The organism is Qipengyuania citrea (assembly GCF_024171405.1).
GTDB classification, from domain to species: domain Bacteria; phylum Pseudomonadota; class Alphaproteobacteria; order Sphingomonadales; family Sphingomonadaceae; genus Qipengyuania; species Qipengyuania profunda.
Genome location: NZ_JALJZT010000002.1, coordinates 245,008 through 265,417 on the forward strand (window position 1 = coordinate 245,008; position 20,410 = coordinate 265,417).

Sequence of the window (20,410 nt, forward strand, 5' to 3'; positions counted from 1 at the left end):
CGGGCCATGTCTATGGGTCGTATTCTCCTGCCCTTGCTGGGACTTCTGGCGGCGCTTGCGCCAACTGCGCTGCATGCCGAGATCAAGGCACTGGTGGTCGCTTCGGATTATTCGTCGGCACGCATGGCGGGTTTGCAGCTGGCCAATCCGGTCGTCGACGCGCGCATGATCGAGGCGGCGCTCAAACGCAGCGCCGTGGCCGAAGTCGCTCTGGTCGAGGAACCCGACGCGCGGGAATGGGACGAAGCTTTCGACCTGTTCGCCAATTCGCTCAACGGCGACGATGTCGCGCTGATGTATTTCGCCGGCCATGGCTTCCAGATAGATGGAGCCAATTATTTCCTCGCTTCGGATGGCTATTCGCTGATCGGGCTCGATCCCATCCTCCAGCGTCTGACCAAGCAGGCGCGCGGGGTAGTGTTCGTGGTCGATGCCTGCCGCAACAATCCGGTCAGCGAGGCGGTGGACGATGCCGCGTTCCAGGTGATCGAGGTCGAGGGCGGGCAGCGCGGGCTGGCGCGGGTCACGCTCGACGATATCGTCTATGCCGACAAGGGACTGGCACAGGTCGGCAATCTGCGCGGGCTGTCGGCGCTGGTGTTCTTCTCTACCGAGCCGGGCAATACCGCCGAAGATGGCGCCACGCCGGGCAAGGGCAGCCCCTTCGCCAAGGAATTCGCCCGCCAGCTGCCGCGGCGCCAGTCGCTCGACGAGCTGGTCCGCAAGACCGCGGTGGCAGTGAACGAGCGCACCGAAGGCCGGCAATCGCCCTGGCGGCAGGGCGATCTGGCGTTCGACGTGTTCATCGGCGGCATGCGGGCATTGCCCATCCCCTGACGGAACGGCATAGGCGCTGCATGACACGGATTGCTGCCATCGCCCTGCTCGGGCTTGCGCTGGGTGCCTGCGACGCGCCGACCGAACCGGGTGCGCGTTTCCCCGCCCCCGACCGCCCGGTATCCGAAATCGGCTCGAACCAGTTTTCCACCGAAGACCAGCGCGACAGCCGCGGCGAGGCGCAGACGGTGATGGACCTCGCGGAGATCGAACCTGGGATGACCGTTGCCGATATCGGCGCGGGCAATGGCTATTACACCGTCCGCCTGGCGGAACGCGTGGGCGAGGGCGGGCGCGTGCTCGCACAGGATATCGATCGCGATGCGCTCAGCCGGCTTGGCCAGCGGATCGAGCGCCAGCGGCTCGAAAACGTCTCGATCCGGCTTGGCGAAACCGGCGATCCCAAATTGCCGGACAATAGCTTCGACCGCATCTTCATGGTCCATATGTACCACGAGATCGAAAGCCCGTATGAATTCCTCTGGCGGATGTGGCCCGCGCTGGACAAGGGCGGCCAGGTGGTCGTCGTCGATATCGACCGGCCGACCGACCAGCACGGGATCGACCCGCTGCTGCTGAGCTGCGAATTCGAAGCGGTCGGTTACGAACTGGTGGCGTTCAAGGACGCGCCCGAACTGGCCGGGTACTATGCACAGTTCAAGGCAGCCGCTACGAGGCCCGCTCCCGGAGAGATAGAGCGCTGCCGCGGCGACCGTGCCGCGATGGACGCTGGGGCCTCGCACCCCGCCAAAAAAGAGAAAGCGTAGAATATATGAGTTTCAAGGGTCTCAAGCCGATCAGCTACGGCGGCAAGGAAGTCTGGCCGCTCGTCGAAGGCGGCAAGGGTGTTTCCGCCACCAATCACATGAGCTCCGGCGCCTGGGCTGCTGCTGGCGGCATCGGTACTGTCAGCGCGGTCAATGCCGACAGCTATGACGAGGACGGCAACCCGATCCCGCAGATCTACCCGCAGGCGACCCGCGTCGAACGCTTCGAACAATTGGTCCGCTACGGCATCGAGGGCGGCACCGAACAGGTCAAGCGCGCGCACGAAATCTCGGGCGGCAAGGGCGCGATCAACATCAACGTGCTGTGGGAAATGGGCGGTGCGCAGCAGGTCCTCGAAGGCATCCTTGAAAACTGCCCCGGCCTTGTCACCGGCGTTACCTGCGGCGCGGGCATGCCCTACAAGCTCGCAGAAATCGCGGCGAAGCATAACGTCCATTATCTGCCGATCGTCAGCTCGGCGCGCGCGTTCCGTGCGCTGTGGAAGCGCAGCTATTCCAAGGTTCCCGACCTGATGGCGGCAGTGGTCTATGAAGACCCCTGGCTGGCGGGCGGGCACAACGGCCTGTCCAACGCCGAGGACCCGACCAAGCCCGAAGATCCCTATCCGCGCGTTGCCGCGCTGCGCGAGACGATGCGCAAGGAAGGCGTCTCCGAAGACACCGCCATCGTCATGGCGGGCGGCGTGTGGTTCCTGCGCGAATGGAACGACTGGATCGACAATCCCGAGCTGGGCAAGATCATGTTCCAGTTCGGCACCCGCCCGTTGCTGACGCAGGAAAGCCCCATCCCCAATGTGTGGAAGGACATGCTGCGCACGGTCGAGCCGGGCGATGTGCTGCTGCACAAGTTCAGCCCCACCGGCTTCTATTCGAGCGCGGTGAAGACGCCGTTCCTCTACGATCTGATGCACCGCAGCGAACGCCAGATCCCGATCTTCAAGCGCGACGAGGAAGAGGGCACGATCCCGCTGGCCGATCACGGCAAGGCGAAATATTTCTTCGTCCACCCGGGCGACCAGCGCAAGGCGCAGGCCTGGATGCACGAGGGCTTTACCGAAGCGCTCAAGACCCCCGACGATACGGTGGTATTCGCCACGCCCGAAAGCGCCGAGCAAATCCGCGCCGACCAGCAGGCCTGCATGGGCTGCCTGTCGCATTGCCAGTTCTCGAGCTGGAAGGATCACGACAACCACACCACCGGGCGGCTCGCCGATCCGCGCAGCTTCTGCATCCAGAAAACGCTGCAGGACATCGCGCATGGCGGCGACCCGGACGAGAACCTCGCCTTTGCCGGCCACGCGGCCTACCGCTTCAAGCAGGACCCGTTCTATTCGAACAACTACACCCCCACGGTGCAGGAACTGGTCGAGCGGATTTTGACGGGGGATTGAGCGCAGGGGCGCTTCCCTTCGGGCGACGGAATTCGGTGCGGGGGGATGGGAGGTTAGGGGCGAGAGATGGTGCAAGTTTCAGCTGCCAACTTGGCCGATAACGACGTTCGCAGCCTCATCACGCTGCACCAGCGGCGGATGTACGATGCTTCGCCCCCGGGAACCTCGTTCGCGCTCGACTTGAGCGGGCTCGAGGATGCGGCTGTGATCGTCCTTGAGGCACGCGACGCCGGTGCCTTGCTGGGGGTCGGCGCCTTGCTCGAACTCTCGGCAACCGAAGGCGAAATCAAGTCGATGCGCACCGCCGACACTGCGCTCCGGCGGGGCGTCGGGCAGTCACTGCTCGACCGGATCATCGCTATCGCACGGGAGCGCGGCTATCGCCGAGTGCTGCTGGAAACCGGCACGGGTGAGACTTTCGAACCCGCCAACCGGCTCTATCTTCGCAACGGCTTCACACGCTGCGCGCCGTTCGGCGCTTATGCCGAAACGGACTTCAACATCTTTTACGAATTGGCGCTCTAGCGGCTCAGCCCAGGCCCGAGAGCACCTGGTCAGGCGGGCGGTGGCCGTCGGCCCACATGCGGATGTTGGCGATGACCTTGAGGCCGCTGTCCTCGCGGCCCTCGCGCGTGGCACTGCCGATATGGGGGAGGGTCATCACATTGGGATGGCGGATCAGGCGCGTGTCGACATTGGGCTCGTCGGGATAGACGTCGAGCCCCGCTCCGGCGAGCTTGCCGCTTTCGAGCGCCGCCACCAGCGCCTCCTGCTCGACCAGGTCGCCGCGCGCGGTATTGATCAGGCTGGCACCGTCCTTCATCAGCGCGATCCGGCGCGCGTCGATCATGTGATGCGTGTTCGGCCCGGCGGGGCAGTGGAGCGAGAGGATGTCCGCTTCGCCCATCAATCCATCGAGGCTGTCCACCCAGCGCGCCTGGAACATGCGTTCGACCGCTTCAGGCAACCGCTTGCGGTTGTGATAGGCGATCTCCAGCCCAAAGGCGCGCGCGCGGTGCGCGACCGCCTGGCCGATCCGCCCCATGCCGACGATGCCGAGAACCTTGCCCGCGAGCTTGGTGCCGAGCAGCGCAGTCGGCGTCCAGCCGGTCCATTTGCCGCTGCGGATCAATTCGACGCCTTCGCGGATGCGGCGCGGCACGCCGATGATCCCGGCCATCGCAAGATCGGCGGTGTCGTCGGTGAAGACGCCCGGCGTGTTGGTGACGAGGATATGGCGGTCGGCGGCGGCCTGCAGGTCGAGATGCTCGGTCCCCGCCCCGAAATTGGCGATCAGCCCCAGGTCCTTGCCCGCGCCCGCGATCATTTCGGCGTCGATCCGGTCGGTAACGGTGGGAACGAGCACGTCGCAGTCCTGCATCGCGGCAACCAGCTGGTCGCGCGTCAGCGGCACATCCGTGGTGTTGAGGCGGGCATCGAACAGCTCGCTCATCCGCTCCTCGACCGGGGGCATCAGATGGCGCGTGACGAAAACGCGCGGCGTGCGCTCGAGGCGTTTGGCGGGGCGGGTGTCGGTGCTTTCCATGCGGGCAGTAGCGCTAGGACGCGCGGTGGGGAGCGGTCAAGGATTCGGACGGGAATTGCCCCGTTAACGGCGTTGACTGTTCGCGCGCGATCCCCGATTCAGGCGCGCATGTTCACACGGCTTTTCATACTCTTCCTGCTGCTAGCCGGAATCACCGGGACGGCGCGGGCGCAGGAGCGCGAAACGCCCTATTGGGCGACCATCCGCGCCAGCGTGCTCAACATGCGGGTCGGCCCCAGCGCCGATTACAAGATCGACTGGGTCTATCGCCGGCCCGGCCTGCCGGTGAAGGTCGTGCGGCTGATGGAAGGATGGCGGCTGATCGAGGATCCGGACGGCACGCGCGGATGGGTGGTCGCGCGCCTGCTCAGCCCCGATCGCGGTGCCATCGTCATCGGCGACGGGGTGGCCGATTTGCGCGCTAGCGACAGCGAAGATGCCGAACTCAAGTGGCGCGTCGAGCCGGGCGTGGTTGGGGTGCTGGGCGATTGCGACGAGGGCTGGTGCGAATTCGCCGTGGGCGAACGCTATGGGCTGATCCGCGAAACGCGCCTGTGGGGCGTGGGCGAACCGTGAAGTGACAGGCCTGACCGGTCGGGGCGGACCGATTGGGCCCGCCCCGCCGATTTCAGAACGTTTGTACTATTCGGCCGGAGCCATCGCGGCCTCGGCCTGCGCGTCGATCTTGCGCACGGTCGACTGGACGGTGCCGTCTTCGCCGCGCATTTCGAACGCGCCGTCTTCGCCGGGGGCACCGCCGGAATAGCATTCCTCAGCCGTGTCGCCTTCGGGATCGAAGCACATCGCGCCGTCGTCGCCCGCACGCCAGGTGCCGCCGCCGGTGCGCGTGCCATCGGGCGTGGCTTCGACATAGGTGCCGTCGGCATTGATCGTCTGCATGGTGACGCTGCCGTCAGCCAGCTGGACCTCATAGGTCCCGGTCATGTCGCCGGTGGCGGTGCTGTCGAGCGTGGTTTCGGCGGTGTCGACCGGTTCGATCGGCTCTTCGGCCTCGTTCGAACCGCAGGCGGCGAGCGCGGCACAGGCCGCGATAATGGAAAATTTCTTCATGGACACTTCCCCTTTTCCGGGCGCGCCAGAACGCGCTGCCAGGGGAAGTGCCCTGAAAAACGGTGTCCGTCTAGACGAGTTCTACCGCGATGGCAGTGGCTTCACCGCCGCCGATGCACAGGCTGGCGACGCCGCGCGTCTTGCCCTGCTGCTTGAGCGCGTTGAGCAGCGTCACGATGATGCGCGTGCCGCTGGCCCCGATCGGGTGGCCCAGCGCGGTGCCGCCGCCGTTGATGTTGATCCGGTCGTGCGGGATGCCGATGTCGCGCATGGCGAACATGGCGACGCAGGCGAAGGCTTCGTTGACTTCCCACAGTTCGACCTCGTCCGCGCTCCACCCGGCCTTTTCCAGCACCTTCTCGATCGCGCCGATCGGGGCGACGGTGAACTGCGCGGGTTCCTGCGCATGCGCGGCCATGGCGACGATCTTCGCCACCGGCTGTTGGCCATTGGCCTTGGCAACGCTTTCGCGGCTCAGAACCACGGCCGCCGCGCCGTCGGAGATCGAGGAGGAGGTCGCCGCGGTGATCGTGCCGTCCTTGGCGAAGGCGGGGCGCAGCTGCGGGATCTTGTCGGGACGGCCCTTGCCGGGCTGCTCGTCATGTTCGACCGTGACCTCGCCCTTGCGGGTCGAGAAGGTGACCGGGACGACTTCGTCGGCAAAGGCACCGCTGTCGATCGCGGCGTTCGCGCGGCGCAGCGATTCGATGGAGTATTCGTCCATTTCCTCGCGCGTCATCTGGTAGTCATTGGCGGTTTCCTGCGCGAAGGTCCCCATCGCGCGGCCTTCTTCGTACGCGTCCTCGAGCCCGTCGAGGAACATGTGGTCATAGGTGGTGTCGTGTCCGAGCCGCGCGCCGCTGCGGTGCTTCTTGAGCAGGTAGGGAGCATTGGTCATGCTCTCCATCCCGCCCGCGACGACATAGTCCACCGTGCCGCTGGCCAGCGCTTCGGCGCCCATGATCACCGTCTGCATGCCGCTGCCGCAGACCTTGTTGACTGTGGTCGCCTGTACCGACTTGGGCAGGCCTGCCTTGATCGATGCCTGGCGCGCGGGCGCCTGGCCCAGCCCGGCGGGCAGCACGCAGCCCATGTAGGTGCGGTCGAAACTGTCCACCGGCACGCCCGAGCGCTCGACCGCGGCCTTCACTGCCGTGGCCCCGAGATCGGTGGCCGAGACATCGGCAAGCGCGCCCTGCATGCCGCCCATCGGGGTGCGGGCGTAAGACAGGATGACGACGGGATCGGATGCGCTGAACTGGGTCATGCTTGTGTATGTCCTTCGGTTCTGGAATATCGGTTGCCAATGGCGACCTATCTGGTGGCCCACAACCTAGTGCTGCGATGCAGCAATATCAAACGGAGAGAGCAATGGCGGACGACCGGAAAACCGAAATGGAAGCCGTATTGCGCAAGCAGCGCGCCGCGCACCACCAGATGCGCCCCGAACCGATGGCGCTGCGCAAGGACCGCATCCAGCGCGCGATGAAGCTGCTCACCGACCATGCGGACGATCTGTGCAAGGTGATGGCGGCCGATTTCGGCAACCGCTCGCCGCACCAGTCGATGATTACCGACATCGCGGGCACGGTGAATTTCGGCAAATATTGCCTCAAGCACATGGACAAGTGGTCGCGCCCCGAAAAGCGCCATGTCCAGTTCCCGCTCGGCCTGCTCGGCGCAAAGGCCGAGGTGCGCTACGAGCCCAAGGGCGTGGTGGGCATCCTCAGCCCGTGGAACTTTCCCGTCAATCTCAGCTTCGGCCCGCTGATGCAGATCTTTGCGGCGGGCAATCGCGCGATGATCAAGCCGAGCGAGTTCACCGAGAAGACCAGCCTGCTGACCAAGGAACTGGTCGAGGAATATTTCACCCCCGACGAATGCGCGGTGTTCACCGGCGGGCCCGAAGTCGCCGCGGCTTTCAGCGAAATGCCGTTCGACCACCTGATCTTCACCGGTTCGACCGCGACGGGGCGCAAGGTGATGGAATCGGCGGCCAAGAACCTCGTCCCCGTCACGCTCGAACTGGGCGGCAAGAGCCCGGTGTTCCTCGGCGAGAGCGCCGATTTCGCCAAGGCGGGCGAGCGGGTGGCGCTGGGCAAGATGCTCAATGCGGGCCAGATTTGCCTTGCACCCGATTACCTCTATGTGCCCGAAAGCAAGCAGGACGAGGCGATCCACGGCGTGTGGCAGGGCACGGCCAACATGTATCCCACGCTGCTCGATAACGAGGACTACGCCAGCGTGGTCACCGACCGCCATTTCGACCGCCTGCAGGAGCTGGTTGCCGATGCGCGCGACAAAGGCGCCGAGGTGATCGAGGTCAATCCCGGGAACGAGGATTTCTCCAACACCAATGCGCGCAAGATGCCGCTGACGATCCTCAAGAACGTCAATGACGACATGCGCGCGATGCAGGAGGAAATCTTCGGGCCGGTCCTGCCGGTGAAGACCTATCGCCACATCGACGAAGCGATCGACTATGTGAACGAGCACGATCGCCCGCTCGGCCTCTATTACTTCGGGCAGGATTCGAACGAGCGCGAGAAGGTGCTGACCAAGACCATCAGCGGCGGCGTGACCGTCAACGACGTGATCTTCCACGTGTCGATGGAGGACCTGCCCTTCGGCGGGGTCGGACCCAGCGGCATGGGCAGCTATCACGGGGTCGAGGGCTTCCGCGAATTCAGCCATGCGCGCAGCTTCTATACACAGCCCAAAATCGACGTGGCCAAACTTGGCGGATTCAAGCCGCCCTATGGCCCGGCAACCGAAAAAGCGGTCAAATCGATGATGAAATAGCGGGTGTCTGCAAGGGTGCGCCGCATAAGGCGGTTTTGTTGCGAATTGTTCGCATTTCTGCACCCTTGCACCATCTGGGCGAGCGGCCTAGAGGCGGGCGCGAACCAAGCCTGACGCCTTAGGAATCATTCGTGGTCGACCTCGAACAATACCTGCCCATCCTGATCTTTCTGTTTGTCGCCGTCGGTCTGTCGGCGCTCTTCGTGTTCCTCCCGATGGGCGTCTCGCGCCTGACGGGGACGCACCAGCCGGATGCGGAAAAGAACAGCGAATATGAATGCGGCTTCCCGGCCTTCGAGGATCCGCGCAGCCAGTTCGATGTGCGCTTCTACCTCATCGCCATCCTGTTCATCATCTTCGATCTCGAAGCGGCCTTCCTGTTTCCGTGGGCGGTCAGCCTCGACCTGACGGGCTGGCCGGGCTGGATCACGATGATGGTGTTCCTTGGCGAACTCGCCGTCGGGCTGGCCTATGCCTGGAAAGTTGGAGCGCTGGAATGGGAGTAGATCGTACGCGAGACGACGTGCCGCGGGTCGACCATTATCGTCCGCTGGCACCGGCGCATAACCAGATGCTGCACGACAGCGCGACCGCGCTCGCCGGCGAAACCCGCCAGCCGGAGGCGGATTATTTCAACGCACTCCAGTCCGAGGTGAACGACAAGGGCTTCCTCGTCACCAGCACCGAGGACCTGTTCCAGTGGGCGCGCACCGGATCGCTGTGGTGGATGACCTTCGGGCTTGCCTGCTGCGCGGTCGAGATGATCCACGTCAACATGCCGCGCTACGACATGGAGCGCTTCGGCGTCGCCCCGCGCGCCTCGCCGCGCCAGAGCGATGTGATGATTGTGGCGGGCACGCTGTGCAACAAGATGGCGCCCGCGCTGCGCAAGGTCTACGACCAGATGTCGGAGCCGAAATACGTCATCTCGATGGGCAGCTGCGCCAATGGCGGCGGCTATTACCACTATTCCTACAGCGTCGTGCGTGGCTGCGACCGCATCGTGCCGGTCGATATCTATGTCCCCGGCTGCCCGCCGACCGCCGAAGCGCTGCTTTACGGCGTGATGCAGTTGCAGCGGAAGATCCGCCGCGCGGGCACGATCGAGAGGTAGGGCGCAATGGCTACGCTACATTCGGCACCCCGCTTCACGCAGATCGACGGGCTGAAGGACACGCTCGCCAATGCGCTGGGCGTCCACCTGCTCGAAGCGCATGAGGAGCATGGCGAGCTGCTGCTCACCGTGAAGCGCGACAGCATCAAAGAGGTGCTGCGCATCCTGCGCGACGATCACAAATACCAGCAGCTGATGGAAATCGCCGGCGTCGACTATCCGAGCCGCGCGGAGCGGTTCGAAGTCGTTTACATGTTGCTGTCGCTGACGACCAACAGCCGCATCATGGTCAAGTGCTCGGCGGCCGAGGACACGCCCGTGCCGACGGTGACGACGCTGTGGCCCAATGCGGGCTGGCTCGAACGCGAAGTGTTCGACATGTACGGCGTGCTGTTCGCGGGCAATCCCGACCTGCGCCGGATCCTCACCGATTACGGTTTCGAGGGGCATCCCTTCCGCAAGGACTTCCCGCTCACCGGCTATCACGAATTGCGCTATTCCGAAGACGAGAAGCGTGTGGTGTATGAGCCGGTCGAACTGGCGCAGGACCTGCGGCAATTCGATTTCATGAGCCCGTGGGAGGGCGCGGACTATGTCCTGCCGGGCGACGAGAAGGCCGAAACGCCGCCCGTCGCCGATCCCAAGACCACCGAGAAACCTTCGGACACCGGTGCGGGCGAGAAGACCGACAAGCATGCCGCGGACAAGGTCAGCGCGGGTGCGCCGGCCGAGGAAGACGGCGGTGACGAGGCCCCGGCGCCCGAACCGACCGAGGACCAGCCCGCGCGTGCCAAGCGCCAGGGCAAGACCACCGATACCGCGAGCGCGACCGAGCCCAAGACCAAGGCCCGCGCCAAGCGCAAGCCCGCGACCAAGAAGAAGGATGCCGAGTGATGCGAAAGGTGCTCCTCCTTGCTCTTCCGCTTGCCCTGGCAGCCTGTTCCTCCGAACCAGCCGAGCCCGAAAGCGCGGACGATTTCGCGAGCCGCATTGGCCAGAACGGCGAAGCGCTCGATCCCGCGCAGCGTGATCCCGATGCGCCCAATACCGCCAATACCGCGCCGCCTTCGGGCGCCGACCTGACGCAGCTGCAGAAGCTGGGCGATATCGGCGGCGTCGATCTCGGCCCGCGCGATGGCGGTTGCACGCTGATGGTCGGCAAGGACGAGATGATCATCGCCGGCGCGATGAATGACGGGGCGATCCCCGGGAAAGCCGTGGTCCGCGTCGGTAACAGCCTGACCATGGTCGATGCCGAGGTGGGCGGGCTGGACGCGATCCGGAACGGCACCACCTTCACCGGCGAGGGCTTTACTATCTCGGTCGCCCCGGCAGCGGGCGACCAGCAGCGCCGTCGGGCCAATGTCACCGTGCGCGACGCCGCCGGCCAGACACAGAGCTATAGCGGCAATTGGATCTGCTCATGAGCCACGCCATGCATCTTGAAGAATCGCCCACCACCGGCGACGAAGTGATCACCAATTATACGATCAATTTTGGCCCGCAGCATCCGGCGGCGCACGGCGTGCTGCGGATGGTGATGGAGCTCGACGGCGAAATCATCGAACGGATCGATCCGCATGTCGGCCTGCTCCACCGCGGCACCGAAAAGCTGATCGAGCACAAGACCTATCTGCAGGCGCTGCCCTATTTCGACCGGCTCGATTATTGCAGCCCGCTGGCGCAGGAATACAGCTACGTTCTCGCGATCGAGAAGCTGCTCAATATCGCCGTGCCCGAACGCGCGCAGTATCTGCGCGTGCTGTTCGCCGAGCTGACGCGCATTTCCAACCACATGCTCAACATCGGTGCGCATGTCATGGATGTCGGCGCGATGACGCCGAACCTGTGGGTGTTCGAACTGCGCGAAGACTGCATGAACTTCTTCGAGCGGGCTTCGGGCGCGCGCATGCACAGCGCCTATTTCCGCCCCGGCGGGGTCCATCAGGACGTGCCCGAAAAGCTGCTCGTCGATATTGGCGAATGGCTCGACAACCGCCTGCCCGAACTGTTCGGCGATGCGATGAGCCTCGTGCTCGACAACCGCATCTTCAAGCAGCGCAATGTCGATATTGCCGTGGTCAGCAAGGACGATGCGGTGGCCTGGGGCTTCTCGGGCCCGATGATCCGCGCTGCGGGCATTCCGTGGGACCTGCGCAAGTCGCAGCCCTATGACGTTTACGAGCGGATGGAATTCGACATTCCCGTGGGCACCAATTCGGATTGCTACGACCGCTTCGTGGTGCGCGTGAAGGAAGTCTACGAAAGCGCCAAGATCATCAAGCAGTGCCTGGCGCAGATGCCAGGTGGCCCGATCGCCAGCGACGACCGCAAGGTCGCACCGCCCAAGCGCGCCGAGATGAAGCAGTCGATGGAAGCGCTGATCCACCACTTCAAGCTCTATACCGAAGGCTTCCACGTGCCCGCGGGCGAAGTTTACGTGGCGACCGAGAGCCCCAAGGGCGAATTCGGCGTCTATCTCGTCAGCGACGGGTCGAACAAACCCTACCGCTGCAAGATCCGCCCGACCGCTTTCAGCCATCTACAAGCAATGGATTTCATGAGCAAAGGCCACATGCTGCCCGACGCCACCGCTATCCTCGGCGCCATCGACGTCGTATTCGGGGAGTGTGACCGCTAATGGCCGACCGTTCCCCCGCACCCGATACTCCCGAGCTGCGTGAGCGCTGGGGCGCTTTCGAGTTTACCGAGAGCTACCGCGAACGTGCGGACACCGCGATCGCGCGCTATCCCGAGGGGCGGCAGCGCTCGGCCGTGATGCCGCTGCTCGACCTCGCGCAGCGCCAGGTGGGCGAGGAAACCTCTACGCAGGGCTGGTTGCCGCTGCCGGTGATCGAATATGTTGCCGACTATCTCGACATGCCGGTGATCCGCGTGCTCGAGGTCGCGACCTTTTACTTCATGTATAACTTGAAGCCGGTGGGCAAGTACCACGTGCAGGTCTGCGGCACGACGCCGTGCATGCTGCGCGGTTCGGACGGCCTGTTCGAAACCTGCAAGAAGCGCGGGATGGAAAAGGGCCACGTTTCCGCAGACGGTTTGTGGACGCTGACCGAGGTCGAATGCATGGGCAATTGCGCCACCGCGCCGATGGTCCAGATCAATGACGACAATTACGAAGATCTGACGCCCAAGCGGCTCGACACGATCCTCGACGCGCTGGCCAAGGGGGAAAGCCCCAAGACCGGCACGCAGGAGCCGGGCCGCCACACCAGCGAACCCGCGAACGCGCTGAGCACGCTGCCCGAAATGGTCGACGCCAACCACGATTACCGGAAGGATTGGTGATGAGCATCGCCACCATGCTCATCGCGCTGGTTGTCGGCTTTATCGCGTGGAAGCTGCTCGTCGGCCTCGTGAAATTCGGTGCGCTGGCGCTGATCGCGGTGGCGGCCATCTATTTCCTCTCGCAGGGAGGCTTCGCATGAGCATTTCCCTCACCCGTCATCCTGAACTCGTTTCTGGATCCATTTCTCAACCCGCATCGTCCGCTCGTGGGGCGCGATGGATGCTGAAACAAGTTCAGCATGACGAAGGGGGCAGGTCGTGAGCCTTCAAGACAAGGATCGCATCTTCACCAATCTCTACGGCTTCCAGGACTGGGGGCTGAAGGCGGCGCAGCAGCGCGGCGATTGGGACGATACCAAGGCGCTGATCGCGCGCGGGCATGACAGCATCATCGACGAGATGAAGGCTTCGGGCCTGCGCGGCCGGGGCGGGGCGGGCTTCCCCACGGGCCTCAAATGGTCGTTCATGCCGAAGGAAAGCAAGGACGGTCGTCCCAGCTTCCTCGTCATCAATGCCGACGAGAGCGAACCCGGCAGCTGCAAGGATCGCGAGATCATCCGCCACGATCCGCACAAGCTGATCGAAGGCGCGCTGGTCGCGGGCTATGCGATGCGGGCGCGGGCGGCCTATATCTACATCCGCGGCGAATATATCCGCGAGGCGGAAACGCTGCAGGCGGCAATCGACGAGGCTTATTCCGCGGGTCTGATCGGCAGGAATGCCTCGAAGTCGGGCTATGATTTCGACGTTTTCCTGCACCGCGGTGCGGGCGCCTATATCTGCGGCGAAGAAACCGCGATGATCGAAAGCCTTGAAGGCAAGAAGGGCCAGCCGCGGCTCAAGCCGCCGTTCCCGGCGGGCGCGGGCCTCTATGGCTGCCCGACCACGGTCAACAATGTCGAAAGCATCGCGGTGGTGCCGACCATCCTGCGGCGCGGCGCGAGCTGGTTCTCCAGCTTCGGACGCGAGAACAACAAGGGCACCAAGCTGTTCCAGATCAGCGGGCATGTGAACAAGCCCTGCGTGGTCGAGGAAGCGCTGTCGATCCCGTTCAGCGAGCTGATCGAGAAGCATTGCGGCGGCATCATCGGCGGCAAGGACAACCTGCTCGCGGTGATCCCAGGCGGTTCGTCGGTTCCGCTGGTCCCGGCCGAGCAGATTTGGGACGCGCCGATGGATTTCGACGGGCTGAAGGACCTCGGCTCGGGCCTCGGCACCGCGGGCGTGATCGTGATGGACAAGTCGACCGACATCGTCCGCGCGATCAGCCGGTTGAGCTATTTCTACAAGCACGAAAGCTGCGGCCAGTGCACGCCCTGCCGCGAAGGCACGGGCTGGATGTGGCGCATGATGGAACGCCTGCGCACCGGCGATGCCGCGATCGAGGAAATCGACATGCTGCAGCAGGTCACCAAGCAGGTCGAAGGCCACACGATCTGCGCGCTGGGCGACGCAGCGGCATGGCCGATCCAGGGCCTGATCCGCCACTTCCGCCCCGAGCTCGAACGGCGGATCGAAGAACACAACGCCAAGTTTGCGGAGGCGGCAGAGTGACGTTTCGGCGGATCTTGAAGGGCGCGTTGATCGTCTGTGCATCCATGGCGATGCCCGTTGGCGCACACGCGAAGGACGACGGCGCGAGGGCGCTCGAACGGCTCGCCGCTTGTACGGCGGACCACCCGAAGTGGCGCATCAAGGTCGAGGAATTTCTCGTCCTCTCGCATTTCGACCCCGCGTATTTCCCGCTAATGAAAGAACTCGCGTTGAACGAGGAGTGCGACAAGCATTTCAATGGGATGATCCACTTTTCGCCGAGCGCCTTCCGCGATACCCTCTACACGGCGTGGGCAAAGGCTTCACCCGACACCGAGAAATTGATGGCTTCGCAGATGCAGATGTTTGCGGATTGCCTGGTGGGCAGCGAGACCGAGAGCGCGCGCGCCTTCATCGCCTCTTCGGAGGGCGATGTGGCCGAAAGCGAAGCGCTCGCGCCTTTGGCGTCCGCCATGCCCCATTGCCTTGTCGAAGGGGCCACACTTGAACTCACGAAGACTTCGCTGCGCGCGGTGCTGACCAGTACACTGGCTCTTTCGAGCGCAGCTGATCGACAGCAGGAATTGAAGGCAAACGACGATGCCTAAAGCCACCGATGATCGAAGAACACCACGCGAAGTTCGCGGAGGCAGGCGAATGAAGCCGTTTGGTCTGGCCCTGGTGTTCGCAGCACTCGCAAGCGTTCCGACTGCCGTGCAGGCGCAAACGTTTGGTGAGCAACAGGTTGGGTCGCGATTTGAACGCCCTGCGGAGCAAGCCGACGATCGCTATGCGCGAGCGTTCAAAGAGGCCTTCAAGCATTGCTACTATCGGAACTATCCCGAACGGGCTGAAAGCTTCCTGAGGCAGACCGATGCCTATTCTGTCGGTATTCCGAAAGGAACCATTGATCGCCTCAGCTTGCGACCGAACAAATGGTCGGCCCGGTGCCAATTTGACCAGCGTGCCACGGTTATCGAATCACGGCTGAGCTTCGATACGCGGGCGCTGCGCTATATGATGGCCGAGGGAGCATACCTCTATCACTATGGCGACGCTGCTCCTGCCGGGATGGCGCCGGACACCGCTGCTGCCAGCCCCACATGGAACGTCGACCGTCATTATGTTTCGACGGGCGAAGACCTCGGCAAAGCGCGCTTTTTCGGCGACTTCGCCGATTGCATCGTGGCCAAGGATCCCGTCTCGGCGGATCGCTTGGTACGTACCGAAATTCAATCGCCGGAGGAGCGGCAAGCCGCAATGCAATTGGTGGACGCCTTGGGTGCCTGCCTTATCGCAGGCCACGAATTCGAGCTCACTCCTACGAATATCCGTAATTTCGCCGCCGATGGGCTTTGGCAGCGCTATGTCGCTGATCCCGGCAAGGCAGCAGTAGAGGCAGCCGAATAATGCCCAAAGTCACCGTAGACGGACAGGAACTCGAAGTCCCCGAGGGCGCGACCGTGCTTCAGGCGTGCGAGCTTGCGGGCAAGGAAATCCCGCGCTTCTGCTATCACGAGCGGCTGTCGATCGCCGGCAATTGCCGCATGTGCCTGGTCGAGGTGAAGCCCGGACCGCCCAAGCCGCAGGCGAGCTGCGCGCTGCCCGCCACCGACGGGCAGGAAATCCGCACCGACAGCGAAATGGTCAAGACCGCGCGCGAAGGCGTGATGGAATTCCTGCTCATCAACCACCCGCTCGATTGCCCAATCTGCGATCAGGGCGGCGAATGCGATCTGCAGGACCAGTCGGTCGCCTATGGCCGCGGCGCGACGCGCTATGACGAAAACAAACGCGCGGTGACCGAGAAATACATGGGTCCGCTGATCAAGACGGTCATGACCCGCTGCATCCACTGTACCCGCTGCGTGCGCTTCTCCGAAGAGATCGCCGGCGTGGACGAAATCGGCGCGCTGGGGCGCGGCGAGGACATGCAGATCACCACCTATCTCGAGCAGGCGGCCGAGCACGAGCTGTCCGCCAATGTGATCGACCTGTGCCCGGTCGGTGCGCTGACCAGCCGCCCCTACGCCTTCGAAGCGCGTCCGTGGGAGCTCAAGAAGACGCTTAGCATCGATGTGTCCGACGCGGTCGGTGCGAACATCCGTCTCGACAGCCGCGGGCGCGAAGTCATGCGCGCGCTTCCGCGCATCAATGACGACGTCAACGAGGAATGGATCTCGGACAAGGCGCGCTACCAGGTCGATGGCCTGTCGAAGCGCCGCCTCGACAAGGTCTTCATGCGCAAGCGGGGCAAATTGCAGCAGGCCAGCTGGGACGAGGCGTTCAAGGCGATCGCCAAGGCCAAGCCCGGCAACAGCATTGCCGCCATCGCGGGCGACATGGTCGATTGCGAAACCATGTTCGGGGCCAAGACGCTGCTCAAGGCCTGCGGTTCGAGCCTGATCGAAGGCCGCCAGACCGGCATGGATTACGACGTGTCGAACCTGGCCGCGGTCAATTTCAATTCGACCTTCGCCGGGATCGAGACGGCCGATGCGATCCTGATCGTGGGCAGCCACATCCGCTGGGAAGCGCCGCTGGTCAATGTGCGGATCCGCAAGGCGGTCAAGCGCGGTGCGCAGGTATTCGTGGTCGGATCGTTCTGGGATACGACATACCCGGCACATTTCCTCGGTGACGAGCTTTCGGTCCTCGGCGATGTGCCGCAGGAAATCGCCGATGTGTTCGCCACGGCCGAGCGGCCCGCGATCATCATGGGCGGCGCGGCGCTGGCCAAGGGCGCACTGGGCGCGGGCCTTGCCTTCGCCGACCGGTTCGGACTGGTGAAGGATGGCTGGAACGGTTTCAACGTGCTGCATTTCTCGGCCGCGCGCATGGGCGGGCTGATGCTCGGCTTCGCGCAGCAGGGCGGCATGGCGGATATCGCGCAGGCGAAACCCAAGGTGGTCATCAGCCTGGGTGCGGACGAGATGGATTTCGAACCCTACGCCGATAGCCTCAAGGTCTATATCGGCCATCACGGCGACAAGGGCGCGCATGCGGCGGACATCATCCTGCCCGGCGCCAGCTATGCCGAAAAGGATGGCACCTACGTCAATACCGAAGGGCGCGTGCAGTTTGCCGAAAAGGCCGTCTTCGCGCCGGGTGATGCGCGCGAGGACTGGACGATCCTGCGAGCGCTTGCCGATGCGCTGAAGGTCGAAGTCGGCTTCGACAGCTTTGCCGAACTGCAGGCCGCAATGGTCCGCGAAGTGCCTGCGCTGGGCGAAGAAGGCCTGGCCGCGTACGGCGACCTGCCCAAGGCGGATGCCGATGCGCAGGCGGAGGGCACGATCAGCGGCTATCCGATCCAGGACTTCTACCTCACCAATCCGATCGCCCGTGCCAGCGCGGTGATGCAGCAGTGTTCGAGCGAATTGCTCGGCGGCGGCGAGCTTGCGGAGGCCGCGGAATGACCGAATTCTTCCAATCGCTCGGCATGAGTTACGAATGGGCGTGGTTTACCGCGACCTTCGCGGGCATCCTGCTGATCGCGCTGCCGCTGATGCTGGCGGTCGCAATGATCATCTATGTCGACCGCAAGGTCTGGGCAGCGATCAATCTGCGCCGCGGCCCCAATGTGGTCGGCCCCTTCGGCCTGCTGCAGAGCTTTGCCGACGGTCTGAAGGTGTTCCTCCAGGAAACCATCATTCCCTCTGCCGCGAACAAGGGCATCTTCATCCTTGCGCCGATCGTCACCTTCACCGTGGCGCTCGCGGCATGGGCGGTGGTTCCCTTCAGCGCCACCGCGGTTCTGGCGGATATCAATATCGGCCTGCTCTACATCCTCGCGATCAGCTCGCTGTCGGTGTACGGCGTGGTGATGAGCGGGTGGGCGAGTAACTCGAAATACCCGTTCTTCTCCGCCATGCGCGCCGCCGCGCAGATGATCAGCTACGAGGTCTCGATCGGCTTCATCCTGATCTGCGTCGTGCTGTTCGCAGGCACGTTCAATCTCAACGACATCGTGCGCGCGCAGGAAGGCTTCGGCCTCGGCGTCATCAACGCCTATGTCATCCACCCGCTGCTGTTCCCGATGTGGGTGATGTTCTTCATCAGCTCGCTGGCGGAAACCCAGCGCGTGCCGTTCGACCTGACCGAGGCCGAGAGCGAGCTCGTCGCCGGGTACCAGACCGAATACAGCTCGATGAGCTTCGCGCTGTTCTGGCTGGGCGAATATGCCAACATCCTGCTGATGTGCATTCTCAATGCGCTGCTGTTCTGGGGTGGCTGGCTGCCGCCGTTCGACTGGGCGCCGCTCTATTACGTGCCCGGGATCGTCTGGCTGCTGCTCAAGACGTTCTTCTTCTTCTTCATGTTCAGCTGGGTGATGGCGACCGTACCGCGCTATCGCTACGACCAGCTGATGCGCCTAGGCTGGAAGGTCTTCCTTCCCATCAGCCTCGGCTTTGTCGTCGTCATTTCGGGCTATCTGATGGCCACGGGACATTACGGATGAGTATCGCGCAAACCATCAAGGCGTTCACCCTGTGGGAGTTCGTGAAGGCGCATGCCCTCACGCTGAAGTACTTCTTCAAGCCCAAGGTGACGATCAACTATCCGTTCGAGAAGAACCCGATCTCGCCCCGTTTCCGCGGCGAGCATGCGCTGCGCCGTTATCCCAATGGCGAAGAGCGCTGCATTGCCTGCAAGCTGTGCGAGGCCGTGTGCCCCGCGCAGGCGATCACCATCGAGAGCGAACCGCGCGAGGACGGCAGCCGCCGCACGACGCGCTACGACATCGACATGACCAAGTGCATCTATTGCGGCTTCTGCCAGGAAGCCTGCCCGGTGGATGCCGTGGTCGAAGGGCCGAACTTCGAATATGCGACCGAGACGCGCGAAGAACTGCTCTACGACAAGGCCAAACTGCTCGCCAACGGGGACAAGTGGGAGCGCGCCATCGCCGCGAACCTTGAAGCCGATGCACCGTACCGATAGGGGCCGCGCGTGACCGGGGCATACCAAATCACCACCACCTCCGTCGTCCCCGCGCAGGCGGGGATCCATGCGACGGCAGTGGCGCCTAGTAACGTTATCTGGATCCCCGCCTTCGCGGGGATGACGAAAGAGGTTTGAGGGAAAAGTGATACAGACTCTCGCCTTCTATCTGTTCGCCGCGCTCGTTATCGCCAGCGCCGTCATGGTCATCATGGCGCGCAACCCGGTGCATTCGGTCCTGTGGCTGATCCTCGCCTTCTTCAACGCCGCGGGCCTGATGGTCCTTGTCGGCGCTGAGTTCATCGCCGCGCTGCTGGTGATCGTCTATGTCGGCGCGGTCGCGGTGTTGTTCCTGTTCGTGGTGATGATGCTCGACATCGATTTCACCGAACTGCGCGCCGGTTTCGTCAAGAATTTCCCGCTCGGCATCGCGATTGCGCTGGTGCTTGCGGCCGAGCTGATCTTCGGTATCGGCGCCTATCAGGCGGGCCGGATCGAGCTGGGCGTGGCAAGCGGGGCGGCAGCGCCGATCCTCGGTGCCTCGAACACCGCCAGCATCGGCGCGGTGCTGTATCGCGACTATTTGTTCCTGTTCGAAGCGGCGGGCCTCATCCTGCTCGTCGCCATGGTCGGCGCGATCGTGCTGACCCACCGCCAGCGCCCCGATGGCGCGCGCGGGCACCAGAACATCACCAAGCAGGTCCGCCGCAATCCCGATGAGGCGACCGTCATGAAGCAGCCCGAAGTGGGCAAGGGGATCGAGCTGTGATCGGCATCGAGCATTACATCGTCGTCAGCGCGATCCTGTTCGTGCTCGGCGTGCTGGGCATCTTCCTCAACCGCAAGAACATCATCGTCATCCTGATGGCGATCGAGCTGATCCTGCTGAGCGTGAACATCCAGCTGGTGGCCTTCAGTGCCTATCTGGGCGATCTCGTCGGACAGGTCTTCGCGATGTTCGTGCTTACCGTGGCGGCGGGCGAGGCCGCGGTCGGGCTGGCCATTCTCGTCATCTATTTCCGTGGCCGCGGTACGATCGCGGTCGACGACGTCGACCGGCTGAAGGGGTAAGCCA

At 63.8% G+C, this 20,410-nt stretch carries 24 protein-coding genes; 21 read left to right on the forward strand and 3 right to left on the reverse strand.

All coding sequences use genetic code 11. The annotated features are described in order from the left end of the window. The first annotated feature begins 6 nt into the window (after nucleotides 1-6). The 4 genes from J2S32_RS02045 to J2S32_RS02060 all read left to right on the forward strand — a co-directional run bounded on the left by J2S32_RS02045 (nucleotide 7) and on the right by J2S32_RS02060 (nucleotide 3,541). Complete coding sequence (locus J2S32_RS02045; RefSeq protein ID WP_253515493.1) at nucleotides 7-837, forward strand: caspase family protein; 831 nt, start codon at nucleotides 7-9, stop codon at nucleotides 835-837. Between the two features lie 20 nt (nucleotides 838-857). Continuing rightward, nucleotides 858-1,604, forward strand: coding sequence for a class I SAM-dependent methyltransferase (locus J2S32_RS02050; protein ID WP_253515494.1), 747 nt, complete (start codon nucleotides 858-860; stop codon nucleotides 1,602-1,604). Between the two features lie 5 nt (nucleotides 1,605-1,609). Next, nucleotides 1,610-3,016 (forward strand): NAD(P)H-dependent flavin oxidoreductase, encoded by a 1,407-nt coding sequence (locus tag J2S32_RS02055; RefSeq protein ID WP_253515495.1) that lies wholly within the window; start codon nucleotides 1,610-1,612, stop codon nucleotides 3,014-3,016. Nucleotides 3,017-3,106: 90 nt separating this feature from the next. Next, nucleotides 3,107-3,541 (forward strand): GNAT family N-acetyltransferase, encoded by a 435-nt coding sequence (locus J2S32_RS02060; RefSeq protein WP_253515496.1) that lies wholly within the window; start codon nucleotides 3,107-3,109, stop codon nucleotides 3,539-3,541. A gap of 4 nt (nucleotides 3,542-3,545) precedes the next feature. Here J2S32_RS02060 and J2S32_RS02065 read toward each other — a convergent pair whose 3' ends face one another. Next, complete coding sequence (locus tag J2S32_RS02065; RefSeq protein ID WP_253515497.1) at nucleotides 3,546-4,562, reverse strand: 2-hydroxyacid dehydrogenase; 1,017 nt, start codon at nucleotides 4,560-4,562, stop codon at nucleotides 3,546-3,548. Nucleotides 4,563-4,670: 108 nt separating this feature from the next. Between J2S32_RS02065 and J2S32_RS02070 the strand changes: the two genes are divergently transcribed. Continuing rightward, the gene (locus J2S32_RS02070; protein WP_253515498.1) at nucleotides 4,671-5,138 is read left to right on the forward strand and encodes an SH3 domain-containing protein; all 468 of its coding nucleotides are present in this window, start codon (nucleotides 4,671-4,673) and stop codon (nucleotides 5,136-5,138) included. A 66-nt stretch (nucleotides 5,139-5,204) separates the two neighbouring features. Here J2S32_RS02070 and J2S32_RS02075 read toward each other — a convergent pair whose 3' ends face one another. Both J2S32_RS02075 and J2S32_RS02080 read right to left on the reverse strand, forming a co-directional pair. Beyond that, nucleotides 5,205-5,633, reverse strand: coding sequence for a hypothetical protein (locus J2S32_RS02075; RefSeq protein WP_253515499.1), 429 nt, complete (start codon nucleotides 5,631-5,633; stop codon nucleotides 5,205-5,207). A gap of 70 nt (nucleotides 5,634-5,703) precedes the next feature. Then, complete coding sequence (locus tag J2S32_RS02080) at nucleotides 5,704-6,900, reverse strand: thiolase family protein (RefSeq protein ID WP_253515500.1); 1,197 nt, start codon at nucleotides 6,898-6,900, stop codon at nucleotides 5,704-5,706. 104 nt (nucleotides 6,901-7,004) lie between these two features. Between J2S32_RS02080 and J2S32_RS02085 the strand changes: the two genes are divergently transcribed. The 16 genes from J2S32_RS02085 (at nucleotide 7,005) to nuoK (ending at nucleotide 20,406) form a co-directional block, all read left to right on the forward strand. Continuing rightward, nucleotides 7,005-8,435 (forward strand): coniferyl aldehyde dehydrogenase, encoded by a 1,431-nt coding sequence (locus J2S32_RS02085; RefSeq protein ID WP_253515501.1) that lies wholly within the window; start codon nucleotides 7,005-7,007, stop codon nucleotides 8,433-8,435. A gap of 131 nt (nucleotides 8,436-8,566) precedes the next feature. After that, on the forward strand, nucleotides 8,567-8,941 hold the full coding sequence (locus tag J2S32_RS02090) for an NADH-quinone oxidoreductase subunit A (RefSeq protein ID WP_253515502.1): 375 nt from the start codon (nucleotides 8,567-8,569) through the stop codon (nucleotides 8,939-8,941). 65 nt (nucleotides 8,942-9,006) lie between these two features. Continuing rightward, on the forward strand, nucleotides 9,007-9,549 hold the full coding sequence (locus J2S32_RS02095) for a NuoB/complex I 20 kDa subunit family protein (protein WP_253522875.1): 543 nt from the start codon (nucleotides 9,007-9,009) through the stop codon (nucleotides 9,547-9,549). 6 nt (nucleotides 9,550-9,555) lie between these two features. Beyond that, nucleotides 9,556-10,443 (forward strand): NADH-quinone oxidoreductase subunit C, encoded by an 888-nt coding sequence (locus tag J2S32_RS02100; protein ID WP_253515503.1) that lies wholly within the window; start codon nucleotides 9,556-9,558, stop codon nucleotides 10,441-10,443. Beyond that, nucleotides 10,443-10,976: a hypothetical protein gene (locus J2S32_RS02105; protein ID WP_253515504.1), complete on the forward strand. Its 534-nt coding sequence runs from the start codon at nucleotides 10,443-10,445 to the stop codon at nucleotides 10,974-10,976. Before J2S32_RS02100 ends, J2S32_RS02105 begins: the two co-directional genes overlap by 1 nt. Then, a complete protein-coding gene (locus J2S32_RS02110; protein ID WP_253515505.1) occupies nucleotides 10,973-12,190 on the forward strand; it encodes an NADH-quinone oxidoreductase subunit D in 1,218 nt (405 codons plus the stop codon). Before J2S32_RS02105 ends, J2S32_RS02110 begins: the two co-directional genes overlap by 4 nt. Then, nucleotides 12,190-12,858, forward strand: a complete 669-nt coding sequence (locus tag J2S32_RS02115) for a complex I 24 kDa subunit family protein (RefSeq protein WP_253515507.1) — start codon at nucleotides 12,190-12,192, stop codon at nucleotides 12,856-12,858. The genes J2S32_RS02110 and J2S32_RS02115 overlap by 1 nt, the downstream gene beginning before the upstream one ends. Then, nucleotides 12,858-12,998: a hypothetical protein gene (locus J2S32_RS02120; protein ID WP_253515509.1), complete on the forward strand. Its 141-nt coding sequence runs from the start codon at nucleotides 12,858-12,860 to the stop codon at nucleotides 12,996-12,998. Before J2S32_RS02115 ends, J2S32_RS02120 begins: the two co-directional genes overlap by 1 nt. A 118-nt stretch (nucleotides 12,999-13,116) precedes the next feature. Further along, entirely contained in the window at nucleotides 13,117-14,412 is a 1,296-nt protein-coding gene (gene nuoF, locus J2S32_RS02125) for an NADH-quinone oxidoreductase subunit NuoF (RefSeq protein ID WP_253515511.1), read from the forward strand. A gap of 44 nt (nucleotides 14,413-14,456) precedes the next feature. Beyond that, nucleotides 14,457-14,999: a hypothetical protein gene (locus J2S32_RS02130; protein ID WP_253515512.1), complete on the forward strand. Its 543-nt coding sequence runs from the start codon at nucleotides 14,457-14,459 to the stop codon at nucleotides 14,997-14,999. Then, nucleotides 14,992-15,801, forward strand: a complete 810-nt coding sequence (locus J2S32_RS02135) for a hypothetical protein (RefSeq protein WP_253515513.1) — start codon at nucleotides 14,992-14,994, stop codon at nucleotides 15,799-15,801. The genes J2S32_RS02130 and J2S32_RS02135 overlap by 8 nt, the downstream gene beginning before the upstream one ends. Further along, nucleotides 15,801-17,810 (forward strand): NADH-quinone oxidoreductase subunit NuoG, encoded by a 2,010-nt coding sequence (gene nuoG / locus J2S32_RS02140; protein ID WP_253515514.1) that lies wholly within the window; start codon nucleotides 15,801-15,803, stop codon nucleotides 17,808-17,810. Before J2S32_RS02135 ends, nuoG begins: the two co-directional genes overlap by 1 nt. Then, entirely contained in the window at nucleotides 17,807-18,853 is a 1,047-nt protein-coding gene (gene nuoH, locus J2S32_RS02145) for an NADH-quinone oxidoreductase subunit NuoH (protein ID WP_253515515.1), read from the forward strand. The genes nuoG and nuoH overlap by 4 nt, the downstream gene beginning before the upstream one ends. Beyond that, a complete protein-coding gene (gene nuoI, locus J2S32_RS02150) occupies nucleotides 18,850-19,335 on the forward strand; it encodes an NADH-quinone oxidoreductase subunit NuoI (RefSeq protein WP_050601230.1) in 486 nt (161 codons plus the stop codon). Before nuoH ends, nuoI begins: the two co-directional genes overlap by 4 nt. A gap of 145 nt (nucleotides 19,336-19,480) precedes the next feature. After that, nucleotides 19,481-20,104, forward strand: coding sequence for an NADH-quinone oxidoreductase subunit J (locus J2S32_RS02155; protein ID WP_253515516.1), 624 nt, complete (start codon nucleotides 19,481-19,483; stop codon nucleotides 20,102-20,104). Continuing rightward, a complete protein-coding gene (gene nuoK / locus J2S32_RS02160) occupies nucleotides 20,101-20,406 on the forward strand; it encodes an NADH-quinone oxidoreductase subunit NuoK (protein ID WP_253515517.1) in 306 nt (101 codons plus the stop codon). Before J2S32_RS02155 ends, nuoK begins: the two co-directional genes overlap by 4 nt. The last annotated feature ends 4 nt before the right edge of the window (nucleotides 20,407-20,410 follow it).

What these genes read in the sequence shown, in the direction of transcription:
- J2S32_RS02095 (WP_253522875.1), top strand. Translation starts at nt 9,007, where the DNA reads ATGCTGCACGACAGCGCGACCGCGCTCGCCGGCGAAACCCGCCAGCCG.
- J2S32_RS02075 (WP_253515499.1), bottom strand. Translation starts at nt 5,633, where the DNA reads ATGAAGAAATTTTCCATTATCGCGGCCTGTGCCGCGCTCGCCGCCTGC.
- J2S32_RS02130 (WP_253515512.1), top strand. Translation starts at nt 14,457, where the DNA reads ATGGCGATGCCCGTTGGCGCACACGCGAAGGACGACGGCGCGAGGGCG.
- nuoG (WP_253515514.1), top strand. Translation starts at nt 15,801, where the DNA reads ATGCCCAAAGTCACCGTAGACGGACAGGAACTCGAAGTCCCCGAGGGC.
- J2S32_RS02135 (WP_253515513.1), top strand. Translation starts at nt 14,992, where the DNA reads ATGCCTAAAGCCACCGATGATCGAAGAACACCACGCGAAGTTCGCGGA.
- J2S32_RS02120 (WP_253515509.1), top strand. Translation starts at nt 12,858, where the DNA reads ATGAGCATCGCCACCATGCTCATCGCGCTGGTTGTCGGCTTTATCGCG.
- J2S32_RS02100 (WP_253515503.1), top strand. Translation starts at nt 9,556, where the DNA reads ATGGCTACGCTACATTCGGCACCCCGCTTCACGCAGATCGACGGGCTG.
- J2S32_RS02115 (WP_253515507.1), top strand. Translation starts at nt 12,190, where the DNA reads ATGGCCGACCGTTCCCCCGCACCCGATACTCCCGAGCTGCGTGAGCGC.
- J2S32_RS02050 (WP_253515494.1), top strand. Translation starts at nt 858, where the DNA reads ATGACACGGATTGCTGCCATCGCCCTGCTCGGGCTTGCGCTGGGTGCC.
- J2S32_RS02055 (WP_253515495.1), top strand. Translation starts at nt 1,610, where the DNA reads ATGAGTTTCAAGGGTCTCAAGCCGATCAGCTACGGCGGCAAGGAAGTC.
- J2S32_RS02070 (WP_253515498.1), top strand. Translation starts at nt 4,671, where the DNA reads ATGTTCACACGGCTTTTCATACTCTTCCTGCTGCTAGCCGGAATCACC.
- nuoI (WP_050601230.1), top strand. Translation starts at nt 18,850, where the DNA reads ATGAGTATCGCGCAAACCATCAAGGCGTTCACCCTGTGGGAGTTCGTG.
- J2S32_RS02080 (WP_253515500.1), bottom strand. Translation starts at nt 6,900, where the DNA reads ATGACCCAGTTCAGCGCATCCGATCCCGTCGTCATCCTGTCTTACGCC.
- J2S32_RS02045 (WP_253515493.1), top strand. Translation starts at nt 7, where the DNA reads ATGTCTATGGGTCGTATTCTCCTGCCCTTGCTGGGACTTCTGGCGGCG.
- J2S32_RS02085 (WP_253515501.1), top strand. Translation starts at nt 7,005, where the DNA reads ATGGCGGACGACCGGAAAACCGAAATGGAAGCCGTATTGCGCAAGCAG.
- J2S32_RS02065 (WP_253515497.1), bottom strand. Translation starts at nt 4,562, where the DNA reads ATGGAAAGCACCGACACCCGCCCCGCCAAACGCCTCGAGCGCACGCCG.
- J2S32_RS02105 (WP_253515504.1), top strand. Translation starts at nt 10,443, where the DNA reads ATGCGAAAGGTGCTCCTCCTTGCTCTTCCGCTTGCCCTGGCAGCCTGT.
- nuoH (WP_253515515.1), top strand. Translation starts at nt 17,807, where the DNA reads ATGACCGAATTCTTCCAATCGCTCGGCATGAGTTACGAATGGGCGTGG.
- J2S32_RS02110 (WP_253515505.1), top strand. Translation starts at nt 10,973, where the DNA reads ATGAGCCACGCCATGCATCTTGAAGAATCGCCCACCACCGGCGACGAA.